16 protein-coding genes and 1 pseudogene are annotated in these 18,658 nt (G+C 51.5%); 6 read left to right on the top strand and 11 right to left on the bottom strand.

Features of this window, described 5'->3' with window-relative positions:
• Nucleotides 1–9 precede the first annotated feature (9 nt).
• A complete protein-coding gene (locus tag EGM51_02755; protein ID QBG46368.1) occupies nt 10–2,439 on the top strand; it encodes a hypothetical protein in 2,430 nt (809 codons plus the stop codon).
• 9 nt (nt 2,440–2,448) lie between these two features.
• Here the strand turns inward: EGM51_02755 and EGM51_02750 are convergent, their stop codons facing one another.
• Complete coding sequence (locus EGM51_02750; protein ID QBG46367.1) at nt 2,449–3,525, bottom strand: 3-deoxy-7-phosphoheptulonate synthase; 1,077 nt, start codon at nt 3,523–3,525, stop codon at nt 2,449–2,451.
• 117 nt (nt 3,526–3,642) lie between these two features.
• Here EGM51_02750 and EGM51_02745 point away from each other — a divergent pair, with 117 nt between their 5' ends.
• Nucleotides 3,643–4,413, top strand: coding sequence for an NYN domain-containing protein (locus tag EGM51_02745; GenBank protein ID QBG46366.1), 771 nt, complete (start codon nt 3,643–3,645; stop codon nt 4,411–4,413).
• Between the two features lie 3 nt (nt 4,414–4,416).
• Here EGM51_02745 and EGM51_02740 read toward each other — a convergent pair whose 3' ends face one another.
• The 6 genes from EGM51_02740 to EGM51_02715 all read right to left on the bottom strand — a co-directional run bounded on the left by EGM51_02740 (nt 4,417) and on the right by EGM51_02715 (nt 8,342).
• Entirely contained in the window at nt 4,417–4,563 is a 147-nt protein-coding gene (locus tag EGM51_02740; GenBank protein ID QBG49229.1) for a hypothetical protein, read from the bottom strand.
• Entirely contained in the window at nt 4,500–5,105 is a 606-nt protein-coding gene (locus EGM51_02735) for a PHP domain-containing protein (protein ID QBG46365.1), read from the bottom strand. Before EGM51_02735 ends, EGM51_02740 begins: the two co-directional genes overlap by 64 nt.
• A 9-nt stretch (nt 5,106–5,114) precedes the next feature.
• Nucleotides 5,115–5,459 (bottom strand): hypothetical protein, encoded by a 345-nt coding sequence (locus EGM51_02730; GenBank protein QBG46364.1) that lies wholly within the window; start codon nt 5,457–5,459, stop codon nt 5,115–5,117.
• Entirely contained in the window at nt 5,446–6,378 is a 933-nt protein-coding gene (locus tag EGM51_02725) for a CBS domain-containing protein (GenBank protein QBG46363.1), read from the bottom strand. Before EGM51_02725 ends, EGM51_02730 begins: the two co-directional genes overlap by 14 nt.
• Complete coding sequence (locus tag EGM51_02720) at nt 6,378–6,716, bottom strand: hypothetical protein (protein QBG46362.1); 339 nt, start codon at nt 6,714–6,716, stop codon at nt 6,378–6,380. The genes EGM51_02725 and EGM51_02720 overlap by 1 nt, the downstream gene beginning before the upstream one ends.
• Nucleotides 6,717–6,812: 96 nt before the next feature.
• Nucleotides 6,813–8,342, bottom strand: a complete 1,530-nt coding sequence (locus EGM51_02715) for a DUF4976 domain-containing protein (GenBank protein QBG46361.1) — start codon at nt 8,340–8,342, stop codon at nt 6,813–6,815.
• 74 nt (nt 8,343–8,416) lie between these two features.
• Here EGM51_02715 and EGM51_02710 point away from each other — a divergent pair, with 74 nt between their 5' ends.
• Nucleotides 8,417–9,082 (top strand): DUF480 domain-containing protein, encoded by a 666-nt coding sequence (locus EGM51_02710; GenBank protein ID QBG46360.1) that lies wholly within the window; start codon nt 8,417–8,419, stop codon nt 9,080–9,082.
• A gap of 336 nt (nt 9,083–9,418) precedes the next feature.
• Here the strand turns inward: EGM51_02710 and eda are convergent, their stop codons facing one another.
• The 4 genes and pseudogenes from eda to EGM51_02690 all read right to left on the bottom strand — a co-directional run bounded on the left by eda (nt 9,419) and on the right by EGM51_02690 (nt 14,058).
• On the bottom strand, nt 9,419–10,054 hold the full coding sequence (eda, locus tag EGM51_02705) for a bifunctional 4-hydroxy-2-oxoglutarate aldolase/2-dehydro-3-deoxy-phosphogluconate aldolase (protein QBG46359.1): 636 nt from the start codon (nt 10,052–10,054) through the stop codon (nt 9,419–9,421).
• Nucleotides 10,055–10,092: 38 nt separating this feature from the next.
• Nucleotides 10,093–11,192, bottom strand: a pseudogene (locus EGM51_02700) (sugar kinase).
• Nucleotides 11,193–11,469: 277 nt separating this feature from the next.
• On the bottom strand, nt 11,470–12,600 hold the full coding sequence (locus tag EGM51_02695; GenBank protein ID QBG46358.1) for a helix-turn-helix domain-containing protein: 1,131 nt from the start codon (nt 12,598–12,600) through the stop codon (nt 11,470–11,472).
• 96 nt (nt 12,601–12,696) lie between these two features.
• Nucleotides 12,697–14,058, bottom strand: coding sequence for a hypothetical protein (locus EGM51_02690; protein ID QBG46357.1), 1,362 nt, complete (start codon nt 14,056–14,058; stop codon nt 12,697–12,699).
• Nucleotides 14,059–14,371: 313 nt separating this feature from the next.
• Between EGM51_02690 and EGM51_02685 the strand changes: the two genes are divergently transcribed.
• The 3 genes from EGM51_02685 (at nt 14,372) to EGM51_02675 (ending at nt 18,486) form a co-directional block, all read left to right on the top strand.
• Entirely contained in the window at nt 14,372–15,490 is a 1,119-nt protein-coding gene (locus EGM51_02685) for a hypothetical protein (protein QBG46356.1), read from the top strand.
• 334 nt (nt 15,491–15,824) lie between these two features.
• The gene (locus EGM51_02680) at nt 15,825–16,781 is read left to right on the top strand and encodes a hypothetical protein (protein ID QBG46355.1); all 957 of its coding nucleotides are present in this window, start codon (nt 15,825–15,827) and stop codon (nt 16,779–16,781) included.
• 340 nt (nt 16,782–17,121) lie between these two features.
• Complete coding sequence (locus EGM51_02675; GenBank protein ID QBG49228.1) at nt 17,122–18,486, top strand: Gfo/Idh/MocA family oxidoreductase; 1,365 nt, start codon at nt 17,122–17,124, stop codon at nt 18,484–18,486.
• Nucleotides 18,487–18,658: the final 172 nt, after the last annotated feature.

Raw genomic sequence — 18,658 nt, 5'->3', positions numbered from 1 at the left:
TCACTGCTCATGTTAGACAGTCTATGTATGTGTATAGTCTCAACCATAAAAAAGATACTCACGGTTCTCTCGACCGGTCTGACTTTCTGTGCAATGGCAGCCACCTATTATGTGGATTCCGGTTTTCAAGGCGAATCTCCTTCCGGCGAATCGTGGTTCAGCGCCTTTCCCTCCCTGAACAGTGCACTGGAAGCCGCTTCAACCAACGGTGGCGGACAGATCTGGGTTCGCGCGGGACACTATAAACCTGAAGGCAGCAGCAGAGATGCCACATTTCGGATCCCGGAAAACACAGCACTGTACGGGGGGTTCCGGGGAAACGAAACCAATCTGAACCAGCGCATCCCCAGGGCGAACCGGACCGTGCTCAGTGGAGATATCGGACGGATCGGCTCCACAACCGATAATGCCTATCATGTCCTTACCGCCTCCGGGAATACCCTCATAGACGGTTTTATTATTCAGCGAGGAAATGCCAATTCGATTAAAGAAAACCGCTTCGGCGGCGGCCTGCGTGTGGTGCCGGGCAGCAGAAACATTCAGGTTCTTAATGCTATATTTGAAAAGAACGGAGCAGAATCCGGCGGGGCCGTCCATCTCAGCGGGGGTGAACTCATGCTCTCCAACTGCACCTTCTATTCCAACTCCGCCGATACGGGAGGGGCGATTGCTTCACAGGGAGAAAGCAGCCTTAAAATCATCGATTCCACTTTCTCTTCCAATTTTGCTCCGAAACCCGGCGGTGCAGTTTTCGTGAACGAAGACGGACAGGTTGAGATCGGGAATTCCAGCTTTCTTTATAACTCGACCGACGACTTCGGGGGGGCGATCGCCGCCGTCTGTTCGGATGCATCGAACATTGCATTAACGCTGTCCGACTGCCGCTTCGACCAGAACTCCGCACGTAATAACGGCGGAGCGCTGGGTTTTTCCGGCCCGTTTATTCCGGTGGTTGAAAACTGTACTTTTGAAAAGAATTTTTCTCCGCGTGGCGCCGGAGCCATCGCCAGCCACGCCGGAGTTCGCACGGTTGTACTTAATGCAGTATTTGCTAAAAACCGGGGCTCCAAGGGCCTTGAAAATATCGGCAATGATGCCTCCTCCCGGATTATAAATTCCGCCGGAGAAGCCCGCGAACTGCTGGAAGAAGCAGCCCGAAAACTCCAGCTCCAGGACTCGGAAGAAACGGTTTCCGAACAGGACAGCGAGCCTGAAGTACGCACCCTTCCGGATGTTTACGTCCATCGCGGAAAAGACAGTCCGAAAATCAAACTGCGCAGCATTGTTTCCGAAGCTCCCTACACCGTTCTGGTGCTCGGCGATCTGACCGACGATGTTTTCATACAGCATTACCGCTTCATCGAAGCCGCCGCGCGTGATTTCTATCCCCAGGGTATCCGGTTTTACTATATTTACAAATATCTCAGGCACCCAGAAAACAACGGGTATATTAAACCCTTCACCCTTCGGGCCCGGGCACAGCACACACTGGTGGCTAAAGAACAGCTGGGCACCGCAGTGCCCTGGCTTTATGATACGATGGACAATGATACGGCATATCGGCTCGCCGGTGAAAACGGAACCGGAATCTTCATCTTCTCCGGTTCAGGGGAGGAAATTTTTTCCGGCACACTGGCCGACCATGCCCGCCTGTACGAAAAACTGACCGAACTGAGTTCGCCGGTCACAGAGCCCTTTGATATCGAGACTCTCCCCGAACCGACTCTTGAACCGGTCAATATAAGGGAATCCCAACTGGTCCCCCGTGTAAAAGTCAGTATGGAAGACCGCCTACAGCCTCTGGAAATCACACCGGGTCAAACGCGACAGCCCTATTTTGTTAAAGCGCGGGTCGAGGGCAGCGAGGCGCTGCTTGAGTCCGGCGACGGCAAGCTTTATCTCGGCTTCCACATCGATCCGCTCTTCGACGTTGAATGGAACAATCTCGGAGAACCGCTGAAATACCAGCTGAAAACACCTTCCGGAGTGGTTGCTCCATCCATTAATTCCGCCGCGCGCGTCACTGTCGCAGCCACCGATACCGAACCCCGTGAATTTATGCTGCAGGCACGTAAACTCGACCTTGATAAACCGCTGACCCTGCAGGTCACTTATTCCGTACACCGAAACAAACGCAATATAGAAGTTACCCAGAACTATCTGGTTTATCTGCAGAAGGACCGGTTCGGCGGCGAGGTTTTCGGTCGTCAGATTCCCTTGGTCACCCCGGCGGAATCTCCATCAGGCGAAAGTTCGACCACCAGGAGCTCCAGCGCATATCGCGCCATGCTCCGCAGGTATGATATTGATCGCAACGGTAAACTGACAGCAGACGAAGTGATCGGCCGGTTACATACCTATTTTGACCGCATTGACTCGAACAGCGACGGCGCAATTGATGCGGAGGAGTACGCGGAATACCAGGAAAACCGAAGCTGACTTCCCGACTTAGAGTCCGATTCGATCCGCTTCCTGCTGACGGATTGCCTCCTCATGAACCGATTGCATCAGCTGCTGCACAAAGGCTTCCGGAAGATTGAGTTGTCTGCCCCGTTTCAGACGGTCTTCCAGAATCTCCGCCCAACGCTCCGGCTGCAATGTCGAAACATTCTGTTCACTCTTCAACTTCCCCATTTCACGTACAGTCTCCATACGTCTGCTCAGCAGTTCCAGCATCCGGCTGTCAAGCTCGTCAACTCCATCCCGCAGTTTTCTCATGCGGTTGACGAATGCTGTACTCCCGCTTTTTTCCTGAGGCAGCTGAAGTTTATCGATCAACAGAAAAAACTCTTCCGGCGTCAGCTGCTGAGCCGCATCGGAAAGCGCTTCAGACGGATTCGGATGCACCTCGATCATCAGTCCGTCAAACAGCAGATCCATAGCCTCCTGGGCGATGGCAGGTATCAGCTCCGCTTTGCCGCAAATATGACTGGGATCGCAGATCATCGGAATTTCCGGCATAAGACGCATCAGCTCAACCGGCATTTTCCAGGCCGGCGCATTGCGATAACGCATTTCAAGCGGCGAACTGACCCCACGGTGAATGGCCCCCAGCCGGGTTAATCCAGCATTGGCCAACCGTTCTAGAGCCCCCAGCCACAGGGCCACATCAGCACTCATCGGATTTTTTACAAAAACGGGAACATCCGTTCCCCTCAGCGCATCTGCAATAGCCTGCACCGAAAAAGGGTTGGTGGTGGTTCGCGCACCAACCCAGAGCACATCCATCCGGTGTTCCAGGCAGGCCTCCACATGTGCCGGCTCTGCAACCTCAGTCCCGACCTTCAGCCCCGTTTCCGCACGAACCTGCTCCAGCCATACCAGTCCCGCCGGACCAACTCCTTCAAAACTCCCGGGACGCGTGCGCGGCTTCCAGATTCCGGCACGGAAAAACCCGACCCCTTTTTTCGCCAGCGCCCGGGCAGTGGTCAGCACCTGCTGTTCGCTTTCAGCACTGCACGGCCCTGCCGCCAGAAATACAGGTTCCGCTTTCAGTCCCCACTCCTTCAAGATCGGCGTACGCATGAATTTAAACCTCGCTTAATTCTGCTTATCATTCCATTTTTAACCATGCTTCACAATGTAAAGAAAATGGATTAAATCATACGATATCATCTTTTTCTTCAACGAAAGGCCAAGCCCATGAATAAGAATACGGATAAAAAGATCGCGGTACTGATTGATGCCGAAAATGCTTCATACAAAGTGCTCAGTGCGGTAATGACCGAACTTTCCAAACACGGTCATATCGTTGTAAAAAAAGCCTATGGCGACTGGAGCAGCAAACATCTTGTAAACTGGAAACAGCCGCTTAACGACCTGGCCATTAATCCCGTGCAGCAGTTTTCATACACTCAGGGTAAAAACTCTTCCGATGCCGCGCTGATTATTGATGCCATGGACCTGCTCTATTCGAACCAATATGACGCCTTTGCGCTTATCACGTCCGACAGCGATTTCACCAAACTCGCCTCCCGCCTGAAAGAATCACAGATTTATGTATTCGGTGTCGGAGAAAAGAAAACCCCGAAAGCATTCCGCAGTGCCTGCGACGACTTCATTCTCACCGAACTGCTGAATACCGAAGAAGAAGAGGAAGAGCCTCCGAAAAAAAGTGCAAAAAAAGCGCCGAAGAAAGCCGCCGCAAAAACGACGGAACAGAAGACCTTAAAACAAAATACCAAGCTGGTGAAGACGCTGAGAGATGCTGTTGCAGAAACCGCGGATGATGACGGCTGGGCAAGAGCATCAACCTGCGGGAGCCTGATCAAACGTCAATATTCCGACTTCGATCCCCGGGAATACGGTTATAAAACATTTCCTCTGCTTTACGAAGGCATAGGCCTATTCGAAATCGAACGTCGGAAAAGCGGTAACGGGAACGCCATGTTTGTGAAAGATAAGAAAAAATAACACTCACGTATGCTGTAGCCCGGAGCGCACCGCATCAACCGAAAGACTTCCTATTTCCAGATCGGTGTGCGCCGTACCCAACATGTTTAAGCAGTGCGAATCCGAACTTCGGATAACGGGGTACCCCCCGCCAATGCAGGATCGCCACAGGCCGTCAACTCCACAGCATCAAACGATTCGTCCGGCAGGAAACCGAGCTGGGCAATAATGCCGTAGACCAACCGGTCGATGTGAGCCGGAATCACCAGCCCGCCGAGCGCGTGTACCTCGTTCACCAGCGTTGAAACATCAAATCCTGATGCGCTGATCAGAAACTTTTCAGCAAACCCCAGGATTCCTTCCTCTTCGTCAATAATCGGCTGATCTCCGAATTTTTCGGGCCGGTTCGGAATATCGGGCAGACTTTCATACACCAGAGCCCCCATTTTCATCGCCACTTCAAGGCGATCAAATAAACAGAGTATATGCACTTCTTCAACAGAAGTAACCTCCATCCCATAGAGACATTCCATACCGAGACGGTCGCAGACGGCTCCGAATGCCGGAAGATTGAAGGTGCAGTTGTGATCGGTCAATGCCAGCGCATTCAGTCCCGCAGCGTTTGCCGCTTTCACGATGGCGGCGGGCGACATCTCCAGCGACGCACAGGGAGACAGACAGCTGTGAATATGAAAATCCGCTCGATAGCTCATCGTCCGTCCCTACGCAGCCGAAGTCCCGCCGAGGTAATGGGCAATCAGCGCGGAGGTCTCAAACTGATTCCCCGCTGTTTTAAAAACGGCAATCCCTTCCTCGGCGGCAGCAGAAATCATATCTTCCGGAACCGGACGGTTGTTGCAGATAATAATGGCAGCAACACCTGCCAGCGAAGAAACCGCCACGGTATTTTTATGGGCCTGAATCGTGATCAACACCGATTTTTCCTCCGCATGGGCCATTACATCGCTGAGCAAATCAGAAGTATACCCCGCTTCGATTTCAACATCGGTATAGGTATCCTGCAGACAGGTAAACTGATCCAGAGCTTCAATATCACTGATCTTCATGTGCCTTCTCCTGTTTCAAATAAATAACAGCCTGCACCATCGTCCCCATTCCCACAGCGGATTCGATTGCAAATTTATCTGCCACCCGTTTCACGTTCGGCAACCCCATACCTGCCCCGAATCCCTGCGAACGAATCCACTCGTTGGCCGTTGAAAACCCTTCAGTCAGCGCATCTTCAATATTTTCAATACCCGGCCCGCGGTCATGCGATGAAATTTTAACGCGCTCTTCATTAATATCAAATCCCAGCATCCCGCCAATGGAATGCGCGACCAGATTAATTTCCAGCTCATAGCCGGCAACCGCAACCCGGCGAACCAGCTTCGGCGGAACACCTCGTGACTGCAGAAATTTTTTGATGGCACTCGATGCTTTGCCGCCGTTTTCAAAATCATAGCGGGCCAGCTGATACACTCTGGTAAGCTGAAGAGAATCAGGCTCCGGCGGATTTTCGCTCTGCTGTTCCATTTCCCGCAGCTGCCGGGAAAGTTCCCGAATCAATGCATGGTTGATGTTACGGAACGTCAGAATGCCCGTCAGTTCATTGGCTTTATTCACCACCGGAAACTGACGGAATGAAAATTTCCCAAAGGCGGAAATAGCGAATGAAAGCGGCATATCTTCAGCCAGCGTCTGAACTTCGCCCGACATCCAGCTAATCACGCAGTCATCAAGCGCCCCTTCTTCGAGCGCATTCATCAGGTCGTTCATCGTTACAATGCCGACCACCCGTTTGTTATCCACAACGGGCACTCCGCTGATTTCGTTATTCCGCATAATCACGCGAACATCACGCATGGTGCAGTTTCTGGAAACAGCAAAAACCTTATGGGTCATCACCTCACTGATCCGGAGACCGTAAAGCAGCTCCTGAACCCGGAGCGAAGACTGAAGCGGCTGTTTGGCTCCACTGCTCATCAGGGTTCCATAATTCGCCCGATACAAACCGAGGCTTCATACTTCGGATGACGCGTAACAAACAGAGCGATTTCCTGATCTTCCGCCAGTTCAATCATGCCTGCAGCAACCGTTTTATGATTGGCAATCACAACCGCTTTCGCACCGACAATGCCGGCGGAACGGATCGACTGCTCGGTCGAAAGCGAAGTAATTAATAGCATCTCCTCTCGATCACTCATCAGCACATCGCTCATGAGATCCGAGGCGAAAACGGATTCAATCGGTATGTGCTCCCAGCCGTCGGGCCCGTAAATCAACTCCGCATCAAGAGCGTGAGCTATGCGTAATAATTCCATGTTTCTCCAAATTCGATATTTTCAGAACGATTCGGAGATTGAAATGGTTTTTGGCGGCGCGTTCAACTGAAATTAAAGCGGCGGGCCTATTTAGATTTATTTCTTTCTAAGGGACTCCACATCAAACATTTCATCCGGTACTTCATACCGCTTCTTCAAAACGTTCAGTTCGTTCTTCAAGCGCTTAATCTGCACGGAATTCTCCGGATTGGAATACACATTCATCATCTCCGCCGGATCATTCTGCAAATCATAAAGCTCCCATTCCTCTGCGTCGGGTACATCTTTTCCATAAAACCGAATCAGCTTCCAGCGCCCGTCAAAAACCCCTTCATGCCGGCGTACCGAATGCGCTCCCGGATATTCATAGTAGTGATAATATAACGACTCCCGCCAATCATCCGGCGTCTCCCCTTTCAGCAAAGGTACCAGACTCCGTCCCTGCATGTCATCGGGCACCGGCGCACCAGCCAGATCCAGAAAGGTCTCTGCGAAATCAATATTCTGCACCAGATCGCTGTTAACCGATCCTGGTCTGATTTTTCCCGGCCACATTGCAAGCAGCGGTGTGCGGAACGATTCTTCATACATAAACCGCTTATCGAACCAGCCGTGTTCACCCATATAAAAACCCTGATCCGATGAATAGAAAATAATCGTATTCTCACTCAGCCCCTGCTCTTTCAACGCCTGCAGAATCCGACCGACACTTTCATCCACCGCCCACGTACAGCGCATATAATCCTTCATATAGGTCTGATATTTCCACTGCACAAGCTCACGCCCTTCGGGGTGATGTTCCGCAAACCATTTCTGCCGGGCGGCATAGCGGGAATTCCCCGCGTATTTCTCTCCATCTGCTTTCAGATCATTATCGAGCGTCATTGTTTGATCAATACTCATATCCTGCCCGTTCGCCGCCGCTCCACGGCTGATATACTCGTCAAAAAGATTCTCCGGCTCCGGAATTTCAATATCGGCATATTTGCTCATATGCCGATCCACCGGTTCCCAGTTCCGGTGCGGCGCCTTGTGGTGAACCATCAGCATGAAAGGTTTATCTCTATCCCGCCCATTCTCGAGCCAGTTCAGCGCACGTTCTGTAATCACATCCGTTACATAACGCCCTGGATATCTCGTGGTTCCGTTTTCCGTGATAAAATCAGGACTGTAATATTTTCCCTGTCCCGGCAGCACCTCCCAGTAGTCAAATCCCTGCATCTTTCCATTGAGATGAATCTTCCCAATCATGACCGTCTGATAGCCATGCTTCTGCAGAATCTTCTGGAACTGCTGCTGATCGTGATCAAACGGATTCGTCTTCCAGTTCACATACTTCCCGTTCATATGACTGTGCTTACCGGTCAGCAACGTCGCACGGCTCGGGGCGCAGATTGAATTTCCGACGTACGCACGGTCAAAACGTATGCCCTGCTCGGCAATGCGGTCAATGTTCGGCGAAGGATTCAACGACGCCAAACGCCCGCCGTATGCACCGATCGTCTGATACGAGTGATCATCTGAAAAAATCCAGACAATATTCGGCCGCCCCGCAAACACCCCCAGGCCCAGCAATACTACTCCTACGACAACCAATCCCTTTTTCATCATCAACGCCCTTTCCATGATTCAAGTTTTCCTGATATTGAAAGAACGTCACATATCCGCTAAATTGGAGTGCTGTTTAATGGAGATTTCCCATGGAAGTGCAACTCAATCCCGTCGAAGAACGCGTGCTCGGCTGCCTGATCGAAAAAGAGATGGCCACACCGGAGTACTATCCCCTCACCCTCAACGCCCTCACCAATGCCTGCAACCAGAAAAACAATCGAAATCCCGTCATGGCACTCGACTCGGAAACCATCACCCGAACCATCTATGAGCTGCGCGTCGAACACCGGCTGGCCGTCGAGGTTTCATCCTCCGGAAGCCGGACCCTGAAATACCGCCACTGCTTTCACGACCACTGGACGTTTTCACCGGCTCAAATGGCCATTATCTGCGAACTGCTCATCCGCGGTCCGCAGACCCCGGGAGACCTGCGGGCTCACGCTTCACGTCTCCATCCTTTTGCCGATGCCGCCGAAGTCGAGGAAACCCTGCATGATCTCGGAACCTGCGAAAGCGGACCTGTTGTCATCCAGCTGGAAAAAGAACCCGGCAAACGCGAACGACGCTGGGCCCACCTCTTCGCTCCCCTTCCCGCCATCGGAGAATCCCCGCAGGAACCTTCCCTCCCCGGAAACACTGTGGAACCGACACGGGAAGACCGTATCCAAACGCTGGAAAAAGAAATCGCAGCGCTCCGACAGGAACTCTGCGATCTGAAACAACAGTTTGAGCAGTTTAAAACCGCTTTTGAATAATCGCTTTTCAAGCTGATATGCCGACCCTCCGACGGAACAGAATACATTCTGCCAGCCTCCTGGATTCATCCCGGCAAACCTGTGTATGCGAAATCAGGCTCGCCTCATTCCGGCTGTCTTCATACATTTTCACATCCAGACAATCCGCACCCTGCTCCTTCATGGTACTGTGCATAATGAACATCGAACACTCCTTTGTAGATGAGACCGAAATCTGACACTGAAATGTCAGCAACTTATGAGCAGGAGCAGGTTATAACACATTACGTTCACGAAAAAACCGCCCAACCTCCACGCAAGAGACCGGCGGTTTATTTCCGTAGCTTTAAAAAGACGTTATGCAGTCACTTCAGCCGCTTGGGCCAACGCTTCTTTAACCTGTGCGGTAATCACACCCCACTGTTTATCCGCAATCTGCTGTTTCGTCGCAAGCCAGGAGCCCCCGATGGCACTCACAACCGGCAATGACAGATAATCATTCATATTATCCAGATTCAGCCCGCCGGTCGGACAGAAACGAACCCCCAGCGGCGCATATGGCGCTCCAAGGTTTTTCAGCATGTTCACCCCGCCGGCCGCACCGGCCGGAAAAAACTTCAGCATTTTCAGCCCCAGTGCCAACCCCTTCTCAATTTCCGAAGGTGTCATCACCCCCGGAATAAAGAGGGTTTGATTGGCCTGGAAAAATTTGACCGTCTCCGGATTCAGCCCCGGCGCCAAACCGAAACTCACGCCCGTATCAATACACATTTTCGCCTGCTCTTCCGTCACCACGGTTCCGGCACCCAGCAGCATTTCCGGAAAAGCCTTTTTAATCCGCCCCAGGGCTTCTGCTGCCGCCGCCGTACGGCAGGTCACTTCAATGACGTCCATCCCCCCGTTCAGCAACGCCTCCGCCAGCGGTTCCGCATCATTTGCATCCTCAATCACAATCACCGGAATAACCGGCCGTTTTAAAAGTTCGTTAAGCATTATCTTTCTCCTTTACCATGATGCCATGCATGTCGCCATTACCGATCCACCCGTGCACCGGCACCGGCCACAATTTTCTCGACTTCATTCAATGACGCCATGGTGGTATCACCCGGCGTGGTCATTGCCAGAGCACCGTGAGCTGCACCGTACTCAATCGCCATCTTCGGATCCTTCAGAATCATCATACCGTAAATAAAACCGGATGCAAAACTGTCGCCCCCGCCCACACGGTCCATGATTTCCAGCTCCGGGCGATGCGTAGACGTATAGAATTCGCCGTCGATCCAGCACATCGCACCCCAGTCATTCACCGTGGCGGTTTTCACTCCGCGCATCGTTGTTGCAGTTGCTTTGAAATTCGGAAATTCAGCAACCGCTTTTTTGATCATTTTCTGAAAAGCGCCGACTTCCAGATCGGTCAGATTCTCATCCGCCCCTTCAACTTCAAAACCGAGACAGGCCGTAAAATCCTCTTCGTTACCGATCATAACATCAACATACTTTGCAATCTCGCGATTGATCTCCCGGCATTTTTCCTGCCCACCGAAACCTTTCCAGAGCGACGGCCGATAGTTAAGGTCGTAGGACACAATCGTTCCATATTTTTTCGCGGTCTTCGCCGCTTCAATCACCACTTCACCCGTGGTTTCGGAAAGAGCCGCGAAAATGCCCCCGTGTGAAACCAGCGAACGCCCAGCGTACCGAAGATATATTCCCAGTCAATATCACCGGCTTTGAGCTGCGAAGCCGCTGTATTACCACGATCCGAGCAACCGACAGCACCGCGAATGCCGAAACCGCGCTCCGTGAAATTCAGTCCGTTGCGAACAGTCCGACCGATACCGTCATAATCCATCCATTTAATGAGCGACGTATCCACTCCGCCCTGCAGGATAAAATCCTCCATCAGCAGCCCAACTTCATTCTTCGCGAAAGCGGTAACCACACCGGCACGCTGCCCGAAACAGCGGCGCAGACCACGTGCCACATTATATTCGCCTCCGCCCTCCCAGGCGCGGAATTGGCGGGCAGTACGAATCCGGCCCTCCCCCGGATCAAGACGAAGCATCACTTCGCCCAACGAAAGAATATCATAACGGCACTCCTCGGCCGGCTTCACTTCAAGCTTACTCATCAGATCTCTCCATGTTTAAAAAATACAGCAAACACCCTACAATTCCCGCCCTCATTGGTAAATACGCATATCGCGCATTATTACGGCTGATATGCGCAAATAGTACTTCATGAACAGGAACTCCTGGTACAACCGGCAAACACAATCTTCTTCATCAGATGCAGAAATCAGAGAAAAAACCGGAGGGTCTTCCCGTCTCATAACCTACCCATGTACAGCACGCCGATCGCCTGCATCGTTAACCTGGAAAATACACGCTGCTCAAACCAACCCGCCATTAATCCATAAAACGAAAGCGTTTACGATAACCGGAAGGCGTAATTCCTGTAACAGCTTTAAAGGCCTGATTGAACCGTTCCCGCGTAGTATAACCGCACGATTCGGCCAGCTCCTCCACCAGCATATCCGTCTCTTTCAGCAAACGGCAGGCGCGAGCAATACGTTCTCTTCGGATAGAATCGTGTACCGACACCGAAAGCAGATTCCTGAATTTATGCTCAAGCGTACGGCGGGCCACATGAGCGGCTTTGGCAACATCATCAACCAGAATCGGCTGATGAGCATGATCACGAATAAAGCGTAAAGCATCTCCAACCACCCGGTCCCCCACAGCAACCAAATCGGTTGAATGCCGTTCAACAATCCGCTCCGGCGAAATCCGTACCGGTTCTTCGGGCAGATCTCCTCCCTGCATCAGTTCATCGAGCATTCTGGCGGCCTGCCAGCCAACTCGCTCCGGACTGAGTTCAATGCTCGACATCTGCGGATGGAGCATTTCGCAGGCAAACAGATCATTGTTCACTCCCAGTACAGCAACGTCCTCAGGAACACGCAGCCCATGATCAGCACAGGCGTCGATCACCACGCGCCCCACCGGATCTTCCGTGGCAAATACCCCGACGGGTCCATCCCCTTCCAGAGTCCGGATCTCGGTCCCGATATTCTGAATCGCCTGACGGGACTTCAGTTCCAGACATTGAAAGCCATGTTCTGCCAATGTTCCGAGATAAGCCTGATACTTCAGTGTTGCATCGCCGAATACCCGTCGACCGGTAATGGCAAAGCGCCGTACCCCCTTGTGTATGAAATATTCCGCCGCCATTTCCGCAATTTCCTGATTATCCACAACAACAGAAGTTTCCGGCAGTTCGCTAAACCGCCCGAATATGTTTACAGCAGGAATACCGCGTTTTCTCAACCGGGCAACCGACTGCCGGTCCAGCATGCCGATCACCCCGCCGCCTTTCCACCCCTTGAGCTCACCCAATGTTACTTCGGGAGCTCCGTGCGGGGCATAGAAACGCCAGTTTCCCGAATGAAAAGCATAACGGGCAATCCCTTCGACCGCTTTGCGGACAAACGGGTTTGCGTAATCCATAGCCAGGGCAATTTCAACAGTTTTAGGCATCCCTGTTATATTAAGGTATCGGTGTATATGAGGCGATAAAGAAAAAAAACACCGGCCGAATTAACAGCCGGTGTTATCAGAGACTACGAAAAAAAACTATTCAGAATCGGCGGTTACATAACTTTTAACTTCATCCATACCGGCAATGGTCTGGTATTCGCCATTGCACAGGCTGGTCAGCTTTTTAAAGTTGTTCGCAGAGGTTCCGCTCGGATTTTTTCCTTTCGGAACAAATTGAATGACGTTAAGTGAGAAGTCTATTTTTTTCTTTTTTCTCAGACCACTTGTTGTTGCAATGCTGTCCTTCGCGTTATCCGCACGATTCAGCACGAAAGCTTCTGCAAAATCTTTCGGGGTGAAGTTGTACCATTCCGGAGTCGGTGGACGCTCAATATCCGGAAAATATTCCCCATTAATGGCCCATTCGTTACGGTTCAGCGCTTTAGGAGGCTTTCCAGCGTCACGCCGTTTCTTATTCTCCTCATCGAGAAGTTTGAGCCCCTTCCTATGACACTCTTTCCATTTTTTACCGGCCGTTGTTTTATCCCACTCTTCACGCGACATAGATTTAGAGGTTGCCACACGCTGAAGGTCCCAATCATCGGTCAGAACAAAAATCGTATCAGCCCCCATTTTATGTGCCAGCATTGTTGCCCGGTACCAAGCCCTCACATCTACTTCGGCTCCTTTTTTTGCTCCGACCTTAGTGGGGTCCGCAAATTTTCCATAAACCAGCTTTTCTGAAGTAACGGTACCGCCCGGGCCTAACGTATGCATACCGAAATCTCTATCCCCCATTCCTTTGCGGACCGCATTAAGCGGCTCCAGCCACTTCTGCATTTTCTGGGCATTAGCATCGGTTGCCGGAACCATATCCGGAAAGGCCATAGTAACCTCCTTCCAGTCGTAGATCATAACATTGAACAGCGCGGTCGGAGGCAGCTCATCCACAATACGGATCATCTCTTCTTTAATAATGGTGTACGCCGGAATACCGCCCATTTCATCGGACATCATTTCGGCATCGGCTCCGAGAATCAGAACTATTTTCTCTCCCTTGCCCTTAACCCCGAAAATTTCAATTTCCGGCATAGAAAAGCCCAGAGCACCGGCACCGCCGAGACCGTCACCGACAGCGTTACCCATACCGCCCTTAACTCCGGTAATTTCCGGCATTTTTATATCCGGCACACTTTGATTCAGCTTCGGCTGCACCACAATGCGCTTACGCAGCTTGGGCTTCTGCACTTTCTTCTTTTTAATGTTCACCGGAACCTGAAGCTTTCGCAGGTTCATCTTCGGTCGACTTACCGGCTTGGCTTCAAAATTCTGCTCTTCCTTCTTAATCACGGTCACCGCAACAAAGGACAGCGCAACTACAATCAGGACCGCATGGATCCCCAAACTCACCAAAGCCGCACTCGACTTTGCATGTTTAGCAAAAAAACGTTTTTGCATCTTTACCCCTCAATAGTTCTCAGACGGATCGTTCCGCCAAATTGAAGCACCCATTCGTACTCTTATTTACCAATACCGGTCTGCCAGTTAGATACTTGTTCAATAAGCAGATTCCATACTAACTTTCAGCGCAAATTGCGCAACCCTTTTTGTTGATCTTCCTTTTATTTCCTCCAGGGCGGCAGAAAATTTCAGTTTCTACGGACTTTCAGATGGCATAAACGGTCCAATAAATCAGGTTCGTGACGTTATTGTGCATAATATAGGACTAAAGCAGTATATGTTTATTCTCAATTTTAAGTAGGCTTGAAGGATGAATTTAAAAGTTATCACACCGTTTTTAGCGGCCGCATTGCTGGCCTTCGTTTCGCACGCGGCAAAGCCGTTTGAGGCGCTTGTACTTCATCCCGGTTTCGAAGTCCAGGAACCGCGAATTCAGCCGGTTTTCCAGATTCAGGAAAAAAACGGCTTTATCAGGGAATACTATGCCGATGTCGATTCCGTGATCTGCGGCGACGGCCAATGCGAAGTAATCACCGTTCGACTTGTCTGGAACGTGTACGGTGAATTTCTCCGCTACGAATTCCCAAAGGGAGGAAACCTCACAAAAATGGGGCATGAACAGTTTACTGAGGCCGATCACGCCAAACTGATAAAAATTCTGAACGATCCGTATTCCACACTTGCCGATGTCAGCGCCGCAGACATCGTTTCGCCCGTCGATGCCATGATGAATGAAAATTCGGACACCGACGGCACCTCCAGCGCAACACTGCTCTCTGACAAATCGGCCTTTGTAGCCGGCGCAGTCTACACCTGCTATACCTTGTGGCACTGGGTGCACGGCGACATGCAGACGGAAATCAGGAATATCACCGCCGACACCATCGGCACCGAACAGCTGCTCACTATGCTGAAAAACAGCAACAGCTCAAAAGTGGCATTCGCTGTTGAAGCACTCGCGAAACGAAACATCAGCGACCCTGCCATACAGAAACAGATCAAAGCACTAGCGCTTCACGGCACAACCGAACTCGCCAGTGCCGCCATCAGCTATTTCCAAAGTCAGGGTCCTACAACCTATTATAAAGCCATCAGCGAACTTTTTCCGCTGGGTGATTCCAAAAAACAGGTACTCTACCTCTCTTCGCTGGCCTCCATCGACCTTCCGGCTCCGGATGGATTTTATGACCGGCTCAGCGGACAGCTTCCGAACCTGGGAAGCTATTATGAAGTTCATCTCATGCTCAATCTGATGACGGAACACAATTTCGACTCCTCGCAGGTGATCTCCAATACACTCCCACTGCTCCAAAGCAAATCATTCCTGATCGGCCGCCGTGCGTACAACTTTCTGAAAGAACATAAACTGCCCGCAGCCCAAATGGCCGAAGTGGAAGCGTTCCGCACCAAATATGCCGACCGGTTATAACTCAACCAACCGCTCCGGAATCCCGACCGGTTAAACTTCACGGCCGTTTTTCAGTACAATCCGCGCCCGCTGAAAAACACTGTCGGAACGGAATCAAGGTATGTTTAAGCATCAGCAGAAAAGAAAAACATCTCAAATCCGCCGGGAAAAAGCGGAATTCATTCCCCGGCAGATTACAGAACCAGAACATATCGGACGGCACACTTCGAAATGCTGCCGTTTGAATCTATCCGGAACGGTTCTGTGAGAAATACCGGGGACTTGACCCATTCCTTACCCATATGGAACAAACAAAGGCAATGAATGAAACCTTGAACAATTAACCGGTCGGCGTATGCGATTAAAACTGTCACTCGTTTTCGGTTCTCTTTCGATACTGATTCTTCTGCTTCCTGTTCTATTTCCATTGTCCGGAAATCCCGAAAGCGACACTGCAGCCGCAATCGGGCGGTTTCATATTCTGGTTCTCCACTTTCCCATCGCCCTGCTTCTGGTTGTCCCCGTCCTTGAGCTGCTGAGCCGTTTTGATGCCATGAAATATCTGCGGGAAGCAGGGCTGGTGATTCTTTTTCTGTGCCTCCTCTTCGGCACTGCAGCATGTATCCTAGGCTATGCACTGGCCCTCGGGGAAGGCGACTCAGGTGAACTGCTGAAACAACACATGCAAAATGAAATAGCTGCAACGGTTCTCATTGCTCTCACACTGGTTTTAAAGACCATCCATCTCAACCATCCGCATACAGGATCCGGAGTGCTTTATCTGTCTGCCCTTTCACTGTCGATAGGAATACTTTCCATCGGAAGCCACCATGGAGCTTCGATGGTTCACGGCAAGGATTACCTCTACGCCAAACTGCCGCTATCATTCCGGATGCTGTTCAGCAGCAAGCCCGATGAAACCGCAATTACAGCCGATGCCTCCGCCTATGAACAGATCATTAAACCGATTTTTGAAAAACACTGCTACTTCTGCCACAGCGAAGCCCGGGAACAGGGCGGCTTCCGCATGGATGACTATGAACTGCTGCTCGCCGGCGGTGACGGAGGGATGCCAGGTATTACTCCCGGCAGTCCTGAAGACAGCGAGGTACACTACCGTATCACCCTTACCCCCTCCTCCAACGCCTTCATGCCTCCTTACGGGCGCACTCCATTGACTCAGGACGAGGTTCTATTGGTAAGCTGGTGGATTGCATCCGGAGCTTCCGAAACCGCCTCAATTGCGGAACTGGATAATCCTCCTGAAGCATTAGATGCCCTTCTTTCCAGACGTCATAAGAATTCCCCTTGAATTCCGGCCATCCCTGCCCGAATTCAACACCACCGAATGGCAGTTAGGAGCTTATCCGTGATGATTATCCGACCGTTGCGAAACCAGCTGTCCCGCATCGAGATATCCAGCACACAGAACAGAAACAGAACCGCCTTCCACTCTAGAAGGGTCCGGACTTTCTGATTAAGTATTTTCTCAAAAACCTAACCAAAAGGCCCTGTCCATCCGCTAACCGGGCAAACGTTTTCTTTCTGAACCCGGCACGTTGCAACCAGTCTGATAAACATTATTAAATCCGAACAGACTGTGCGTGCTGTTTATTTCAAGAGGAAACACAAAGGAGACCATCATGCAGAACCTGAACAGGCGGACGTTTCAGAAAACCGCAGCCGCCGCTTCCACCGCAATCCCGATGTTCAGCATCGGCAAAGCCGGCCAATCCGCTAACAACAAAGTGAATGTAGCCATGATCGGTGCAGGAAATATTGCCAAGCAGGCCTATGGCGGAACACGCGGCGAGAACCTTGTGGCGGTATGCGATGTGGATTCCGCACAGTTTTCGCAGCATGCCGGCGTATTTCCTGAAATTGACAAGGCCCGGAAATTCACCGATTTCCGCATCATGCTGGACAAAATCGGCAAAGACCTTGATATGGTCTGCGTCAACACACCCGACCACACTCACTTTCCCGCCACAATGGAAGCCATGCAGCGCGGCCTGCACGTCTTCACCCAGAAACCGCTGGTGCATAATGTATGGCAGGCCCGCACGCTGAAGAAGGCGAAAAACCGGTATAAGGTTCTCACCAATATGGGCAATCAGGGGCACACCTTCAACGGTATCCGCCAGCTGAAGGAATGGTACGATCACGGCATCTTCGGTCAGATTACCGAAGCGCACAGCTTTATTGGCGGCCCCCACTGGGGCAACCAGTTTTTCTCCCGTCCGGAATCTCTGCCGCCCACAAAAGATCCAATCCCGGAAACACTCAACTGGGATCTCTGGCAGGGCCCAACCGGTCCCGCGTCCTTCCATCACCGATACCACCCCAAAACCTGGCGCGGATTCAACCGCTACGGAACCGGCACATTCGGGGACTGGTTCTGCCACGTAGCCGACGCTCCGGTATGGCTTCTTGATCTCTATGAACCGGTTTCGGTTGAAGCCGTAAAAACCGCCGGCGGTAACGAATGGATGGTTGTAGACGGCTGCAGTATTAAATTTGAATTCCAGCGCCGTGGCGATAAAGCCCCCTGCACCTTCTACTGGCATAACGGCACGACAGATGACTTTAAACCGAAAGTCCCGGCAGACTGGTCCTGGCCCGGCAACAAACCCCAAGCCGGAACCTACTATTTCGGCACAAAAAACAACGGCTACACCGATAACCGCTCCAACAATCCGCGTCTGGCCAGCAAAGAGGCGCAGATTGCATTCAAAGAAGCCGGCTATCCGGACGAAGTCATTCCACGTGTCAAAGGTGGTCCGATCAGAGAACTCGTCGAAGCCGTCAAAGGCAATATACCCGCATGCGGAGCCAACTTCGACTATGCCGCACCGTTCACTGAAATTATGCTGCTCGGTCTGATTGCCGCCAACCACGGCGGAAAAATCGAGTGGGATTCAAAAAACATGAAAATCACCAACCGTCCGGAACTGAACCGCTATCTGAAAGAGCCCGTCCGTAAAGGCTGGGAATACGGCGAAGATCTCTGGAAATAATACCTGCCATTCCAAACAGAAAAACACCGGCCGAATCTGCCGGTGTTTTTATAGTCCGGCGGATGAATCCGGCTCATCCGCCCGGCGATCACATAACCTTCCATTCTGTACGGGCGTACCGGGCTGCCTCCCTCTCCCAGAGCAAACACCCCAGGAACATTAACGATATAAT

The organism is Verrucomicrobia bacterium S94 (genome assembly GCA_004299845.1).
GTDB lineage: Bacteria > Verrucomicrobiota > Kiritimatiellia > Kiritimatiellales > Pontiellaceae > Pontiella.
This window is presented reverse-complemented; position numbering and strand designations above follow the sequence as displayed.

Coding starts and splice junctions, on each gene's coding strand:
- EGM51_02720 (QBG46362.1), bottom strand. CDS start 6,716: ATGGAATTATTACGCATAGCTCACGCTCTTGATGCGGAGTTGATTTAC.
- EGM51_02750 (QBG46367.1), bottom strand. CDS start 3,525: ATGCGTACGCCGATCTTGAAGGAGTGGGGACTGAAAGCGGAACCTGTA.
- EGM51_02685 (QBG46356.1), top strand. CDS start 14,372: ATGAATTTAAAAGTTATCACACCGTTTTTAGCGGCCGCATTGCTGGCC.
- EGM51_02710 (QBG46360.1), top strand. CDS start 8,417: ATGGAAGTGCAACTCAATCCCGTCGAAGAACGCGTGCTCGGCTGCCTG.
- EGM51_02745 (QBG46366.1), top strand. CDS start 3,643: ATGAATAAGAATACGGATAAAAAGATCGCGGTACTGATTGATGCCGAA.
- EGM51_02730 (QBG46364.1), bottom strand. CDS start 5,459: ATGAAGATCAGTGATATTGAAGCTCTGGATCAGTTTACCTGTCTGCAG.
- EGM51_02715 (QBG46361.1), bottom strand. CDS start 8,342: ATGGAAAGGGCGTTGATGATGAAAAAGGGATTGGTTGTCGTAGGAGTA.
- EGM51_02755 (QBG46368.1), top strand. CDS start 10: ATGTTAGACAGTCTATGTATGTGTATAGTCTCAACCATAAAAAAGATA.
- EGM51_02695 (QBG46358.1), bottom strand. CDS start 12,600: ATGCCTAAAACTGTTGAAATTGCCCTGGCTATGGATTACGCAAACCCG.
- EGM51_02690 (QBG46357.1), bottom strand. CDS start 14,058: ATGCAAAAACGTTTTTTTGCTAAACATGCAAAGTCGAGTGCGGCTTTG.
- EGM51_02680 (QBG46355.1), top strand. CDS start 15,825: ATGCGATTAAAACTGTCACTCGTTTTCGGTTCTCTTTCGATACTGATT.
- EGM51_02725 (QBG46363.1), bottom strand. CDS start 6,378: ATGAGCAGTGGAGCCAAACAGCCGCTTCAGTCTTCGCTCCGGGTTCAG.
- EGM51_02735 (QBG46365.1), bottom strand. CDS start 5,105: ATGAGCTATCGAGCGGATTTTCATATTCACAGCTGTCTGTCTCCCTGT.
- eda (QBG46359.1), bottom strand. CDS start 10,054: ATGCTTAACGAACTTTTAAAACGGCCGGTTATTCCGGTGATTGTGATT.